Source organism: Blastococcus sp. SYSU D00669 (assembly GCF_054050715.1).
Genome location: NZ_JBJGZV010000001.1, coordinates 143,041 through 157,122 on the forward strand (window position 1 = coordinate 143,041; position 14,082 = coordinate 157,122).

Below are 14,082 nucleotides of genomic sequence, written 5' to 3' on the forward strand. Positions count from 1 at the left end.
ACAGGTGAACGGAGGTGGGCGGCCGGGCCTTCACCGGTCGGGCGCCGGGTTCACCCCGAGGGGGGTTGTGAACCGGACGGTGTCGTTCAGACGTGCGTGAGCGACGCCCGTTGCGCGGGGACCACGGCGGGCACGGAGCGCGTGGCGTCGACGTGCGCCAGGACGCGGCCGACGACCGGGGCCACGACCGCGGCGCACAGCGTCCAGGCCAGGACGACGAGCAGCCAGGTCATGCGGGGCAGGTGCCCTGGTGGGTGCGGGTCGAAACCACCAGGGCCTCGGAAGTTCGACACGCGGCGGGCGGTCGGGTGCTCGAGTCGCGCGGACCGCGGACCGCCCGCACCCTGGGCCCCATGATCCTCGGGGACGAGCGGCCGGGGCCCTCCCGGCCACACCCTGCCGGCGGTCCGGACCCCGCCGCCGACCTGCGCACGATGGCGCTGCACCTGGAGACGGCGGCGGCACTGGACCTCAAGGCCGCGCGCGCCACCGACCCGGCGCAGATCGCGACCCTGCGCCGCCGCGCCGAGCAGCGCCGCCGCCAGGCCGCGCGGATCCGCGCGCGCCTCGCGGCGGGCGGTGGAGCCGTCCCGGAGCCGGTGACCGCGCCGTAGACCGGCGTTTCCCGGATCCCGGGAACGACGTCGCCGGGTGATCGACGGCGGATGTTCCGCCGCGCGTCACCCGACCGTCGACGGGACGGCGCAGCCTGTGGGCCGTGTTCATGGCCATCGCCGGTACCTGGCTGCTCGTCTCGGTGGGGGTGACCGCCGTCCTCTCGGTGCTGGCGCGCGGCGCCCACCGCGAGGACGTGCTGGAGGGGTACGTCGTCCGTGGCGAGTGACCTGCGCCGCCGCTGCACCTGGTGCGGCGCCCCGCCGGTCTCACCGTGCCCGGCTACCGAGCCCGCGGCCGGCTGACCCGCCGGGGAGCGCAGCGCGGCCGCCGGCCGTACCTTGGCCCGGATGGCACGGGGGAGTCGGTGGTGGAGCGAGCCGCCGTGGTGGGCGTGGGCGGTCATGGTCGCCGGGGCGGTGTTCCTCGCCGTCGGCCTGCCGATCGCGCTGAGCCGCGGCCAGGTCGCCGACACCCCGCGCCCGCTGCCGCCCGCTGCCGCGGAGACCACGACCGCGGAGACCACAGCCGCGGAGACCACGGCCGCGGAGACCACGACCGAGGCCCCCGAGCAGCGGCGGCTGGTCGCGATCGGTGACAGCTGGACCGCCACCCCCGACGGCGCCACCGGCTGGCCGCAGGTCCTCGCGGAGCGCATCGAGGGCCTCGCCGTCGGCACCGCGTCGGTCGGCGACGGCGGCTACGTCGCGACCGACCCGTCCGTCGGCCGCACCCTGGGCCAGGCCGTCGAGGCGACGGCGCTCGAGGACGCCGACGTGGTCGTGCTGGCCGGCAGCGCCTTCGACGGTTCCGGCATCGCCGACCAGGTGGCCGTCGCGGCGCAGGAGGCCGTCGCCGCGGTCGCCGCGCGCGCGCCCGACGCCGTCGTCATCGTCGTCGGCCCGCACTGGCCCGAGGCCGCCGTGCCCGCGGGCGTGCGCAACAACCGGGACGTGATCCGCGCGGCGGCCGAGGCCGCCGGTGTCCTGTTCGTCGACCCGCTCGCCGAGGGCTGGTCGGTCGAGACCGGGGACGACGGTCGGCCCACCGACGCCGGCTGGACCGCGGTGGCCGACCGGATGCAGCCGCTGGTCGAGGAGGCGCTGGCCTGACGGCCGTCGGCGTGCCGTAATGCCCGGCCGGTGGCAGAGTCATCGGTGTGAAGACCTGGCTCGACGCGTGGCCGGTGTACCGCCAACTGACCGGCAGCGACCCGCTCGGCCGCGGCAGGGCCGCGCGGAGCAAGGGCACGGAGACGCTGGTGTCCCGCACCGCCACCGCCGACAAGGTGGTGTCGAGCGTCTGCCCCTACTGCGCGGTCGGGTGCGGGCAGCGGGTCTTCGTCAAGGACGAGCAGGTCGTGCAGATCGAGGGCGACCCCGACTCGCCGATCAGCCGCGGCCGGCTGTGCCCCAAGGGCAGCGCGAGCAAGCAGCTGGTCACCAGCCCCACCCGGGTGACGACGGTGAAGTACCGCCGGCCGTACGGCACCGAGTGGGAGGACCTCGACCTCGACACGGCGATGGAGATGATCGCCGACCGCGTCCTGGAGTCGCGGCGCAAGGGCTGGCAGGACGTCAACGACGGCAAGCGCGTCAACCGGACCATGGGGATGGCGAGCCTCGGAGGGGCAACCCTCGACAACGAGGAGAACTACCTCATGAAGAAGCTCTACAGCGCCCTGGGCGCGATCCAGATCGAGAACCAGGCGCGCATATAGCACTCCGCCACGGTGCCCGGTCTGGGTGCCTCGTTCGGCCGTGGTGGCGCGACCAACTTCCTGGAAGACCTGGCGAACTCCGACTGCATCGTCATCGAGGGTTCGAACATGGCCGAGTGCCACCCGGTGGGCTTCCAGTGGGTGAGCGAGGCCAAGGCGCGCGGCGCCAAGGTCGTGCACATCGACCCGCGGTTCACCCGCACCAGCGCGATCGCCGACCTGCACGTGCCGATCCGCATCGGCACCGACATCGCGTTCCTCGGCGGGCTGATCAACCACGTCCTGACGCACGAGAAGTACTTCAAGGAGTACGTGGTCGCCTACACCAACGCGGCGGCGCTGGTGGGCGAGGACTTCGTCGACGCCGAGGACCTCGACGGCCTGTACTCCGGCTTCAACCCCGAAACCCGCACGTACGACGAGGGCAGCTGGCAGTACGAGCCGGAGGAGCCGCCGCACTCGGGCTCCGACGACCCGGCCGAGGCCGCCGAGCAGGACCGGACGGAGGACCACCCCGACGTCAAGAAGGCCGACCGCGCGCAGGCGGCCGGCAGCGGCGGGCCGCCCATCCCGGCCAAGCCCAAGCGTGACGAGACGCTGCAGCACCCGCGCACGGTGTTCCAGGTGCTCAAGCGGCACTTCGCCCGCTACACGCCCGAGATGGTGGCCGAGGTCTGCGGCATCGAGCCGGAGGTCTTCGAGCAGGTCGCCGCGTGGGTCACCGAGAACAGCAACCGCGACCGGACGACGGCGTGGGTGTACTCGGTGGGCTGGACGCAGCACAGCGTCGGGGCGCAGTACATCCGGACGGCGTCGATCCTGCAGGCGCTGCTGGGCAACATCGGCCGGCCCGGCGGCGGGATCATGGCGCTGCGCGGGCACGCCAGCATCCAGGGCTCCACCGACGTCCCCACGCTGTTCAACCTGCTGCCCGGCTACCTGCCGCAGCCGCACGCCCTGCAGCACCAGACGCTCGACGAGTACTGCGCCGACGCGGCCGGCAAGGCCGGGTTCTGGGGCAACAAGCGGTCGTACATGGTGAGCCTGCTCAAGGCCTGGTGGGGCGAGCACGCGACCGCCGAGAACGACTACTGCTTCGACTTCATGCCGAAGATCGACGGCGACCACAGCAGCTACCGCACGATCGCCGACATGATCGAGGGCAAGGTCTCGGGCTACTTCCTGGTCGGGGAGAACCCGGTGGTCGGGCACCCGAACAGCCGGATGAACCGGTTCGGGCTGGCCAACCTCGACTGGCTCGTCGTCCGCGACCTGCAGATGATCGAGTCGGCGACCTTCTGGAACGAGGCGCCCGAGATCGAGACCGGCGAGCTGTCGCCGGAGACGATCGGCACCGAGGTCTTCTTCATGCCCGCCGCCACGCACGTGGAGAAGGAGGGCACGTTCACGCAGACCCAGCGGGTGCTGCAGTGGCGGCACAAGGCGGTCGAGCCGCCGGGCGACGCCCGCAGCGACCTGTGGTTCTACTACCACCTGGGCCGGATCCTGCGGGAGCGGTTGAAGGACTCCACCGATCCGCGCGACCGGGCGCTGCAGCAGCTGACCTGGGACTACCCGCTGCACGGGGAGACCCAGGACCCCGACGCCGAGGCGGTGCTGCGCGAGATCAACGGCGTCGGCCCCGACGGCAAGGCGCTGAACTCCTACATGCAGCTCAAGGACGACGGGTCGACGACGAGCGGCTGCTGGATCTACTGCGGCGTCTACGCCGACGAGGTCAACCAGGCCGCCCGCCGCAAGCCGGGCCGCGATCAGGGGCCGGTCGCCGCTGAGTGGGGCTGGGCGTGGCCGCTCAACCGCCGCATGCTCTACAACCGCGCCTCGGCCGACCCCGACGGCAAGCCGTGGAGCGAGCGCAAGAAGTACGTCTGGTGGGACGACGAGGCCGGGAAGTGGACCGGGCTGGACATCCCCGACTTCGAGGCGGACAAGCGGCCCGACTACGTGCCGCCGGAGGGCGCCAAGGCGCAGGCGGCGCTGGCCGGCAACGACCCGTTCGTCATGCAGGGCGACGGCAAGGCGTGGCTGTACGCGCCGGCCGGGCTGGTCGACGGGCCGCTGCCGGCGCACTACGAGCCGGCCGAGTCCGTGGTCGAGAACGCGTTCTACAAGCAGCAGGAGAACCCGACCCTCGAGATGATCGAGGGACCGTGGAACCGGGCCAACCCGACGCGCAGCGCGGTCTACCCGTTCGCGGTCACCACCTACCGGCTGACCGAGCACCACACGGCCGGTGGCATGAGCCGCACGCTGCCCTACCTGGCGGAGCTGCAGCCGGAGTTCTTCGTCGAGGTCTCGCCCGAGCTCGCCGAGCTGCGCGGGCTGACCAACGGCGAGCTCGCCACGCTGATCAGCGCCCGGACGGCGGTCGAGGCGAAGGTGCTGGTCACCGAGCGGGTGCGGCCCATCCGGCTGCGCGACGGCACCGTCGTGCACCAGATCGGCATGCCCTACCACTGGGCCTACAGCGGCATCTCGACCGGCGACTCGGCCAACGACCTGCTGGGCATCGTGCTCGACCCGAACACGCACATCCAGGAGTCGAAGGTGTCCACCTGCGACATCCGGCCGGGCCCGCGGCCGCGCGGGCGAGACCTGCTCGCGCTGGTCGAGTCCTACCGCGTGCGGGCCGGGGTGCCCTCCGGCCGGGTCGGCGTGAACGGCCGGGCCCCGGTGGAGGCCTCGACCGGCGAGGAGACGACGTGAGCTTCTTCAGCTCGGCCAGCCCGGCGGCGTTCGCGGGCCGCGACCCCGACCACCGGCTGTTCGGGCCGCTGCCCGACGTCCAGGCCGAGGCCGGCTACGACGACGACCACCCGGCGCGGGTGGGCTTCTTCACCGACACCTCGGTGTGCATCGGCTGCAAGGCCTGCGAGGTGGCGTGCAAGGAGTGGAACACGCTGCCGATGGACGACTCGCACGGCGAGCGCGACGTCATCGGGCTGTCGGGCATGTCCTTCGACAACACCGGGCAGCTGGGCGCCAACACCTGGCGGCACGTGGCGTTCATCGAGCAGAGCCGCACGGTCGACCTGCCGATGCCGACCTTCGGCCGGCCGGGCGACGACCGCAAGGACGCCGAGCCGCTGGGCGCGGGCCGCTCGCCGGCCAACGCGCACCACGACAGCCTGGCGAACGCGCAGGCGTCGGTGCTCAACGCCGAGGCGCTCTCCGAGTACGACCCGCAGACCGGGCAGAGCGGCAGCGACAAGCAGATCCGCTGGCTGATGAGCTCCGACGTCTGCAAGCACTGCACGCACGCCGGGTGCCTCGACGCCTGCCCGACCGGGGCCCTGTTCCGCACCGAGTTCGGCACCGTCGTCGTCCAGGGCGACATCTGCAACGGCTGCGGCTACTGCGTGATCGGCTGCCCGTACGGGGTGATCAGCCGGCGCGAGGACGACGGCCGGGTCTTCAAGTGCACGATGTGCTACGACCGGCTGACCGACGGGCTGATGCCGGCCTGCGCGACCGCCTGCCCCACCCAGTCGATCCAGTTCGGCAACCTCGACGAGCTTCAGGCCCGCGCCGACGCCCGGCTGGCCACGCTGCAGGCGCAGGGCGTGGAGACGGCGCGGCTGTACGGCCGCGACGAGGACGACGGCGTGGGCGGCAACGGCGCGTTCTTCCTGCTGCTCGACGAGCCCGAGGTCTACGGGCTGCCGCCGGACCCGGTGGTCACCACCCGCGACCTGCCGGCGATGTGGCGGGCGGCGGCGAAGGGCGCGGCGATGATCGTCGGGGTGGCCGTGTCGGCGTTCGCGACCTCCTGGCGGCGCAGGTGAGCCCGCTGCCCGGGCAGGGCTGGCGGCCGGCGATGGGCCCCGCGCTGCAGAAGCGGCGGCGCAGAGGCGGTGGGCGCGGCCGCGGCGAGGTCGCGATGGTGCCCGAGGCCGAGTTCACCTCGTACTACGGGCGCCCGATCATCAAGGAACCGGCCTGGAAGAGCCCCGAGGTGCCGCTGTACCTCTTCTTCGGCGGCGCGTCGGGGGCGACGTCGGTGCTGGGGGCGCTCGGCGAGTTCACCGGGCGGCCGGCGCTGACCAAGGCGGCGCACCTGTTCGCCGGCGGCGGGGCGCTGGCGTCGGTGGGCCTGCTCGTCGTCGACCTGGGGCGGCCGGAGCGGTTCCTGCACATGCTGCGCGTGTTCAAGCCGACGTCGCCGCTGTCGGTCGGCACGTACATCCTCTCGCCGTTCAGCGCGCTGGCCGTGGCGACGGCGGGGCTGCACGTGCTCGGCCGGTTCCCGGTGCTGCGCCGGCTCGGCGCGGTCGGCTCGGCGGTGTTCGCCGGGCCGCTGGCCACCTACACCGGCGTGCTGCTGGCCAACACCGCCGTCCCCTCGTGGCACGCGGCGGGGGAGCAGCTGCCCTACGTGTTCGGGGCGTCGGGGATGGCCGCCGGCGGCGGGATCACGATGGCGCTCTCGCCGGTGGCCGAGGCCGCGCCGGCGCGCAGGATGGCCGTCGCCGGGGCCGCGATCGAGCTCGCCGTGATGCGGAAGGTCGAGACCGGGCACGGGATCGTCAGCGAGCCGTTCCACGAGGGCAAGGCGGGCCGGTTCCTGCGTGCCGCCAGGGCGTGCACCGCGGCGGGGGCGGCGCTGACCGTGGTGGCCGGGCGCCGGCGGCTGGGCGCCGTGGCGGCCGGGGCGCTGCTCGCGGCCGGCTCGGTGCTCACCCGCTTCGGCGTGTACGAGGCCGGCGTGGCCAGCGCCCGCGACCCGAAGTACACCGTCGTCCCGCAGCGCGAGCGGCTGGCCGCGCGGCAGAACGGGCACGCGCCGACCGTCAGCTCCTAGCCGGGCCTGCCGATTTCGTCACTTCTCGCCCGGCGACATGCCCTGCAAGATCGTTTCGGACGGTCGCCGATCCCCCACCCTGGCACGGTGACCGCCTCCCCACCCGACCTGCGACCCGCCGGCCCGTTCCGGGCGGCCGACCGCCCGCGGCCCGGCGGGGCGGCCCCGTGGCGCGACCTGGCCCCGGAGATCGTGCGCCAGCGCCTGGTGATCGAGGGCGTGCCGGCCCGCCCGATCGGCGCGCCGCAGATCACGCGCTACCTGTCGGCGCTCTCGCGCGAGATCGACATGGTGGAGCTGCTGGAGCCGGTCACCCACCGCTCCGACCGGTACGGCTGGGCCGGCTGGATCCACTGGGAGACCTCGGGCGCGCACTTCTACGCCTGGGAACAGCCGCGGCTGTTCTTCTCGGTCGACGTCTACACGTGCAAGGCGTTCGACGAGGACGCGGCGGTGGCCTTCACGCGCGACTTCCTGCACGCCGGCCCCGTCGTGGCCCGGTCCTTCTGACGTGGCGCTGCGCCTGGTCGTCGCCGACACCCCTGCCCAGCGGGACGCCGCCCGCACCGTCGAGGCGTCGGTGTTCCTCGCCGCGTTCGGCAACACCCCCGACGTCATGGCGGAGGAGTACGGACCGTACGAGGAGCGCTCGCGCTTCCTCGCGGTGCTCGACGAGGCCGGCGGGCGGGCGCTCGGCGCCGTCCGGTTGATCGTCCCCGACGCCGCCGGCGAGCTGAAGTCGCTGACCGACGCGGCGGGTGCGCCGTGGCACGTGTCGGCGGAGGAGACGCTCCGGACGGCCGGGTTCGCCGCGCAGGAGGTGTGGGACGTCGCGACGCTCGCCGTCGACCCCGACGCCCGCGCCGCCGCCCGGATCGAAACGACGTTCGCGCTCTGCCACGCCCTGTACCGCTACACGCGGGCCAACGGGGTGGAGGGCCTGGTGACGATCCTCGACGACAAGGTGCTCCGCGTGCTGCGCACCATCGGGCTGCCGTGGGCACCGATGGCCGGGGCGACGTCGCAGTTCTACCTCGGCTCCCCGGCGAGCACGCCGTGCGTCGTCGGCGTCGAGGAGTGCGCCCGCGGGGTGCGCGCCACCCGGCCCGACCTCGCCCTCCGCGTGGTCGACGGCGTCGGCTTCCGCTCGATCGCCGTCGACCAGGCCGACCTGCGCGCCGAGCGCGGCCGTCCGTGGCCCGAGCCGGTCGCCGCGCTGCCGCCGGAGCACCCCGCCGCGGCGCCGCGCAGCGGCTGGCGGCCGCCGGCCTACCGCCGCAGCGGGCTGCCCGCCGCCGACGTCGTCCCGTCGGGGAACCGCGACAGCTGACCCGGACGGCGTCTCACCCGTCCAGGTGAGGGAGTGCCCGGCCGCCCTTCGCCGGGAGCCCCTCCCGGCCGATGGTCGTGAGGTGGACCATCCCGAGCAGAGGACGCCGCGCGGCCCCGCGTGGCCGCTGCTGCTGTCGATCGCGCTGGCGGTCGCCTTCGCCACGGGCGTCGGCGGTCGCCCCTCCGGCGCGGCCTGGGACCGGGCCTACGACGTCGTCCTCTACAACCTGCCCCACCTCGCCGGCGGGATCGCCTGCTTCCTGGCGTCCCGGCGGGTGCGCCTCGAGCGGGCGGCCTGGGCGGGGCTGGGCGTCGCCCTCTGGGTGGGTGCGGTCGCCAACGCGCTGCGGGTGCTCGCGGCGGGGGTGACGGGCCACGGTCCGTCGTCCCCGGTGGCCGACGTCCTGGCGCTGGCCGGCTACGCGACGATGTACGTCTGCGTGATCGGGCTGATCCGTGCCCGCGTGCCGCGGTTCCACCCCAGCATGTGGCTCGACGGGCTCATCGCCGCCTTCGGCAGCCTGGCCGCCGGCGTCACCTTCCTGCTCGGCCCGTACCTGTACCCCGGGCCGGGGGAGCGGGCCGTCACCGCCTTCGAGCTGGTGGGCCCGACCACCGGGCTGCTCCTGCTGGCCGTGCTCGTCTCGGTCGGGGCGATCCTCGGGATGCGGCTCGACCGCACGATCCTCACCGCGGTCATCGCGCTGTCCTGCCTGTGCGTGTCGGAGTTCGCGCTGTTCGTCGTCCGCTACGAGGGCACGTACGTCGACGGCGGCCCGCTCGAGCTGGGCTGGCTGGTCAGCGTCGTGCTCTGCGCGGTGGCCGCCACGATCGCCCGGGACCGGCGGGTGCCGGTCAACGGCGGGAACGGCTCGCGGATCGGCCGGCGGCTGCTGGCGCTGCCGCTGGCCTGCACCATCGGCAGCCTGGTCGTGCTGGCGTGGGGGTGGGCGCACCCGGTGCCCACCGTCGCCGCGTGGCTGGCCATCGGCTGCGTGCTGGCCGGCATCGTGCGGGTCACCATCACCTTCCGCGAGGTGCGCAGCTTCCACCAGGTGCGCACCGAGGCGCGCACCGACGAGCTCACCGGCCTGCCCAACCGCCGGGCGCTGATCGAGCGCGGCACGCACGTCGTCGCCCGCGCCGGCGTCGACCGGCCGGCCGCCTTCCTGCTGCTCGACCTCGACGGGTTCAAGGAGGTCAACGACAGCCTCGGGCACTCCGCCGGCGACGAGCTCCTGCGCCAGGTGGGCCCGCGGCTGCAGGGCCTGCTGCGCAGCGGCGACTTCCTGGCCCGGCTGGGCGGCGACGAGTTCGCCGTCCTGCTGCCCGGCACCGCCGGGAACGAGGCCGCGGCGCTGGCCGAGCGGCTGCGCGAGCGCCTGCTGCGGCCGTTCACCGTGGAGGGCGTGCGGCTGCACGTCGGGGTGAGCATCGGCGTCTCGACCTGCCCGGAGCCGGCGGCCACGGTGGAGGACCTGCTGCGCTGCGGCGACGTCGCGATGTACACGGCGAAGGCGGCGCGCGAGGGCGTGCACGTCTACACGCCCGACCCGGTCACCGGCACCGCCGGTGGCGACCGGCTGCGCACGATGGAGGAGCTGCGGGTCGCCCTGACCGACGACCAGCTGGTCGTCTTCCTGCAGCCGCAGGTCTCGCTGGACGACGGCGGGGTGGTGGGCGCCGAGGCGCTCGTCCGCTGGGAGCACCCGACCCGCGGGCTGCTCTCGCCGGCCGACCTGCTGCCGGCGGCGGAGCAGGCCGGGCTGCTGGGCCCGCTCACCGACGTCGTGCTGGAGCTGGCGCTGACCGCGGCCGGCCGGTGGTGGGCCGACTGGCAGGTGCCGGTCTCGGTGAACCTCTCAGCGGCCAACGTGACCGACCTGGACCTGCCCTCGAAGATCTCCGCGGCGTTGCGACGGCACGGGTTGCCCCCGGCGGCGCTGACGCTGGAGCTGGTCGAGGACACCCTCATGGCCGACCCGGAGCGCGGCCAGGCGGTGCTCGCCGACCTGCGCGCCCTGGGGGTGCGGACGTCGATCGACGACTACGGCACCGGCTACAGCTCGCTGGCCTACCTGCGGCACCTGCCCGCCGACGAGCTGAAGCTCGACCGCACGCTCACCGCGGACGTCGACCGGGACCCCCGGGCGGCGGCCATCGTCGAGCACACCGTGGCGCTGGCCCACCAGCTCGGGCTGTCGCTGGTGGCCGAGGGCGTGGAGGACGCCGGTCACCGGGCCGTCCTCGCCCAGCTGGGGTGCGACGTGGCGCAGGGCTACGCGATCGCCCGCCCCATGCCGGTGGGGGACTTCCTGCGCTGGCTGGCGATCTCGGCCGCGCCCGCGCAGGTGTCCGCCGTCCGCTGACCCCGCGGGCGGCGCCGTCCGCCCTTGTCGCATGCTCGGCTCAAGTGGCGGTCGCTTCCTGCCGAAGAAGCAGTCGAATCGGTTCCGGATCAAGATCGACCGGGAGCGACGACCTCGCCGACGGTCGGACGTGCCGACCACGACACTGGAGACATCCGTGACCTCTGAGCCCTACACCCCTGCCCAGCCGGAGCAGGCGCAGCCCGCCTACGCCCAGCCGCAGTACGCCCCGCAGACCGTGTTCGTCCAGGCGCCGGCGCAGCCGGGCAACGGCCTCGGCGTCGCCGGCTTCGTCACCGGCCTGCTGGGTCTCATCTTCTGCTGGGTGCCGGCCCTCGGCATCCTGCTGGCCGTGCTCGGCGTCATCCTGGGTGGCGTCGGCATCGCGACCGGCAAGAAGAAGGGCGCCCCCACCGGCCTGGCCATCGCCGGCCTGGTGCTCGGCGTCATCGCCCTCATCCCGGCGATCGTGATCATCAGCGCCGCGGCCTCGGTGGCCGGCTCTCTCTGATCCACCCGGCGGAGCCGGGGCGGTCGCAGCACGCGACCGCCCCGGCTCTCGTCGTTCCGGGACGGGTCATCGGCAGGCCGGCACCGCGAGATCGGTGTTGTCGGTGTACGGGCCGCCGGGGACGTCGCCGTTCGTGAACGAGTTCGCCGGCGCCCAGAGGCCGTTCCACTCCGCGGACTCGATGAGGTACCAGACGTCGTCGGGGCTGACGCTGGGCACGCTGGGCGCGTAGTAGCGGCAGCGCACCTGGATCTCGGTGTTCGGCGAGATCTCCGGGCCGCCGCCCGCCAGCGTGCGCGGATCGGCGAAGGCGTTGGCGCCGATGCTGCCGGACAGCTCGGTGTGGAGGGTGCCGTCGCCGGTGCTGGGCAGCGGCAGGTCGATCAGCTCGGTCGCGGCGGCGGTCGGGTAGCCGGGCACGTGCTCGCGGGCCCAGCCGTCCAGTTGTCGAGGGTGCGGACGCTGACCAGACCGCCGCAGCGCTGGACGAGATGGTCCTTGCCGCCGGCGGTCGCGACGAGCCAGCAGACCTGCGTGACGAAGGGGTCGGGTGACCCCTTCTCCGGCTCGGGCGAGCCGCGGACCGTACCAGTCATCTGATGCCCCCCGCGTCCGATGGCCGGCGGAGCACCTGACGCATCCAAGCATCTGCAGGTCCGCGTCTGGTTGCGGTCAACGTGCGCGGCTTGCGGCCAGTTGGCGGGCCGGGATACGGGCGGCGGCGGTTGCCCCGGCCCTGACCGAGGAGTTCAGTGACGCCACCGTTCCGGCTCCGAGTCCGCGGGAGGTCCCGTGCCCGGCGACGTCGACCACCCGGTCCGCTCGATCCCCCAGGCGGTGCTGCGCGTGGACGCCGACGGCGAGCCGCCGCTGCGGGTCACGATCGTCTGCGGCAACCCGCGGCACCGGCGGCAGCTGGCCGCTCTGCTGGCCCGCACGCCCGGTGTCGAGGCGGAGGGCTGGGCGGAGAGCGCCGCGGCGCTGAGCGTGCTGGAGGAGGGCTCGGCGGTCGTCGTGCGGCCCGCGGTCGCCCCGGCGTCGCCGCGGCCGCTGCTGGCGCCGCGGCAGCAGGAGGTGCTCGTGGCCTACGCGTCGGGCAACGAGTTGCTGGCGACCGTCGCGCGCACGCTCGGGATGAACGCGGAGACGTTCAAGACGCACCTGCGCCGGATCCGGGCCAAGTACCAGGCAGTCGGGCGGCCGGCGCCCACCCGTCGCGACCTGTACGTACGCGCCGTGGAGGACGGGCCGATCCCGCCGCCGTCCTGAGGTCACCCGAACGGGTGCGTGCCGCACAAGGTGGGTGTCGCTCCAGTCGATGGTGTTGAGGACAGGAACCACCTCACGGGGAGACGTCAGCGGTGCGTGCGATGCAGCGACCCACACCGGCCACGCCGGTGCCCGGCCATGCCGTCGCCATGCCCTTGTCGGCCCTGGACGGGCTGGCCCTGGCCACCCTCGAGGCGACGGCCGCGCTGGTGCTCGTCTGCGACGCCGACGGCCGGATCCTGCTGGCCAACCCTGCGCTGCAGCGATTCAGCGGGCGCTCGCGCTACCAGCTGACCGGCGCCTCGCTGTACGACGTCGTCGTCCAGCCCGCCGAGCGCGAGATCGCCCGCGTGGGCATCGCGGCGGTCTTCGCCGGTGAGCCGGCCATCCCGGGTGAGGTCGACTGGGTGAACGGTGACGGCGAGGCGCGCCGCATCGAGCTCCAGACCAGCGTGCTGACGCACAGCGACGGCCGGCCGTACGCGATGGCCTTCATCGGCATCGACGTGACGGTGCACCGCGAGCGGGAGGCGCAGGCGCGCAAGCTGGCCATGACCGACCCGCTGACCGGCGTGGCCAACCGCAGCGCGCTGTTCGCCGCGCTGCGCGCGCACCTGGACCCGGCGACCGGGGCATCCTGCGGCCTGCTGTTCTGCGACCTCGACGGCTTCAAGGCCGTCAACGACGTGCACGGGCACGCCCTCGGCGACCGGGTCCTGGTGGCCGTGGCCGAGCGGCTGCGTCAGCTGGCCGGCCCGGAGGACATAGTGGCCCGTCTCGGCGGCGACGAGTTCGTCGTCGTCGTCCCCGGCATCGACGGCGCGGCCCTCGAGGCACGGATGACGGAGCTGGAGGCGCTCATGGAGCAGCCCTTCGAGCTCGATGACGTCGTGGTCCGGCTCGGCGCGAGCATCGGGTCGGCTTCCGGTCAGCCCGGCGACGACGCCGACGGCATCATGGCCGAGGCCGACCTGGCCATGTACGGCGTGAAGAGCGTCCGCCGCGCCCAGCGGAGCTGACGGGCCTCGGACGGCGACCGCGAGCCTGTGGTCGGAGCCGCCGACGCGCGGCGCCGAAGCACACCGCCGTCCTGCGCGAGTGACCGGCCGGACGGCGGAACGGTCACGCCCGGTTCGTCGGCGGTGACTGCGCGGAGCCAACGCATATCTCCTCCGGTTTCGTTCCGGAAATTCGTCTCGCCGCGACCGGAATTGTCGCCTGGACAGAGAAGAGCGAACGCCTGGACGACATGACGACGGCCGATGCCGTGCGGCTCGCGGTTGCGGCCTCCACGGATCCTCCGGCGGCGTCGGCGCGCGCCCCCTGCCACTGCCGGATCGGGAGCCGCCCGGGTGGCAGGAGTGCCGACCGCACGTCGGGCGAGGCTGTCACCCGCCGCGGAGGCGCTCATCTGGTCGGACGGCGTTCTGACGGTCTCAGCCGC

The 14,082-nt window shown here is 74.0% G+C and carries 13 protein-coding genes and 1 pseudogene; 12 read left to right on the forward strand and 2 right to left on the reverse strand.

Going from position 1 to position 14,082, the window contains the following annotated elements:
• Positions 1-86 precede the first annotated feature (86 nt).
• Positions 87-233 (reverse strand): hypothetical protein, encoded by a 147-nt coding sequence (locus ACI8AF_RS00660; protein WP_456537723.1) that lies wholly within the window; start codon positions 231-233, stop codon positions 87-89.
• A 120-nt stretch (positions 234-353) separates the two neighbouring features.
• Here ACI8AF_RS00660 and ACI8AF_RS00665 point away from each other — a divergent pair, with 120 nt between their 5' ends.
• From ACI8AF_RS00665 to ACI8AF_RS00710, 10 genes and pseudogenes are all read left to right on the forward strand, one after another.
• Positions 354-614, forward strand: coding sequence for a hypothetical protein (locus ACI8AF_RS00665; RefSeq protein WP_456537724.1), 261 nt, complete (start codon positions 354-356; stop codon positions 612-614).
• Positions 615-718: 104 nt separating this feature from the next.
• Complete coding sequence (locus ACI8AF_RS00670; RefSeq protein ID WP_456537725.1) at positions 719-844, forward strand: hypothetical protein; 126 nt, start codon at positions 719-721, stop codon at positions 842-844.
• Positions 845-965: 121 nt separating this feature from the next.
• A complete protein-coding gene (locus ACI8AF_RS00675) occupies positions 966-1,727 on the forward strand; it encodes a GDSL-type esterase/lipase family protein (protein ID WP_456537726.1) in 762 nt (253 codons plus the stop codon).
• Between the two features lie 41 nt (positions 1,728-1,768).
• Positions 1,769-5,062 (forward strand): annotated as a pseudogene (gene fdh / locus ACI8AF_RS00680) (formate dehydrogenase).
• Positions 5,059-6,141, forward strand: a complete 1,083-nt coding sequence (locus ACI8AF_RS00685; protein WP_456537727.1) for a 4Fe-4S dicluster domain-containing protein — start codon at positions 5,059-5,061, stop codon at positions 6,139-6,141. The pseudogene fdh and the gene ACI8AF_RS00685 overlap by 4 nt, the downstream one beginning before the upstream one ends.
• Positions 6,138-7,157, forward strand: coding sequence for an NrfD/PsrC family molybdoenzyme membrane anchor subunit (gene nrfD / locus ACI8AF_RS00690; RefSeq protein ID WP_456537728.1), 1,020 nt, complete (start codon positions 6,138-6,140; stop codon positions 7,155-7,157). The genes ACI8AF_RS00685 and nrfD overlap by 4 nt, the downstream gene beginning before the upstream one ends.
• An 87-nt stretch (positions 7,158-7,244) precedes the next feature.
• Positions 7,245-7,667, forward strand: coding sequence for an S-adenosylmethionine decarboxylase (locus tag ACI8AF_RS00695; protein WP_456537729.1), 423 nt, complete (start codon positions 7,245-7,247; stop codon positions 7,665-7,667).
• Position 7,668: 1 nt separating this feature from the next.
• Positions 7,669-8,487 (forward strand): hypothetical protein, encoded by an 819-nt coding sequence (locus ACI8AF_RS00700; protein WP_456537730.1) that lies wholly within the window; start codon positions 7,669-7,671, stop codon positions 8,485-8,487.
• A gap of 82 nt (positions 8,488-8,569) precedes the next feature.
• Positions 8,570-10,858 (forward strand): putative bifunctional diguanylate cyclase/phosphodiesterase, encoded by a 2,289-nt coding sequence (locus ACI8AF_RS00705; RefSeq protein WP_456537731.1) that lies wholly within the window; start codon positions 8,570-8,572, stop codon positions 10,856-10,858.
• 157 nt (positions 10,859-11,015) lie between these two features.
• Complete coding sequence (locus tag ACI8AF_RS00710; protein WP_456537732.1) at positions 11,016-11,369, forward strand: hypothetical protein; 354 nt, start codon at positions 11,016-11,018, stop codon at positions 11,367-11,369.
• Positions 11,370-11,435: 66 nt separating this feature from the next.
• Here the strand turns inward: ACI8AF_RS00710 and ACI8AF_RS00715 are convergent, their stop codons facing one another.
• Complete coding sequence (locus tag ACI8AF_RS00715; RefSeq protein WP_456537733.1) at positions 11,436-11,789, reverse strand: hypothetical protein; 354 nt, start codon at positions 11,787-11,789, stop codon at positions 11,436-11,438.
• A 372-nt stretch (positions 11,790-12,161) separates the two neighbouring features.
• On the opposite strand from ACI8AF_RS00715, the gene ACI8AF_RS00720 reads away from it, so the two are divergent.
• Positions 12,162-12,638: a response regulator transcription factor gene (locus ACI8AF_RS00720; RefSeq protein ID WP_456537734.1), complete on the forward strand. Its 477-nt coding sequence runs from the start codon at positions 12,162-12,164 to the stop codon at positions 12,636-12,638.
• Positions 12,639-12,739: 101 nt separating this feature from the next.
• Positions 12,740-13,657 carry a GGDEF domain-containing protein gene (locus tag ACI8AF_RS00725; RefSeq protein WP_456537735.1) on the forward strand — a complete coding sequence of 306 codons (918 nt, stop codon included), beginning with the start codon at positions 12,740-12,742 and terminating at the stop codon, positions 13,655-13,657.
• Positions 13,658-14,082 lie beyond the last annotated feature (425 nt).

Excerpts from the sequence above, each read along its gene's own strand:
- ACI8AF_RS00725 (WP_456537735.1), top strand. The coding sequence starts at position 12,740 with ATGCAGCGACCCACACCGGCCACGCCGGTGCCCGGCCATGCCGTCGCC.
- ACI8AF_RS00675 (WP_456537726.1), top strand. The coding sequence starts at position 966 with ATGGCACGGGGGAGTCGGTGGTGGAGCGAGCCGCCGTGGTGGGCGTGG.
- ACI8AF_RS00665 (WP_456537724.1), top strand. The coding sequence starts at position 354 with ATGATCCTCGGGGACGAGCGGCCGGGGCCCTCCCGGCCACACCCTGCC.
- ACI8AF_RS00660 (WP_456537723.1), bottom strand. The coding sequence starts at position 233 with ATGACCTGGCTGCTCGTCGTCCTGGCCTGGACGCTGTGCGCCGCGGTC.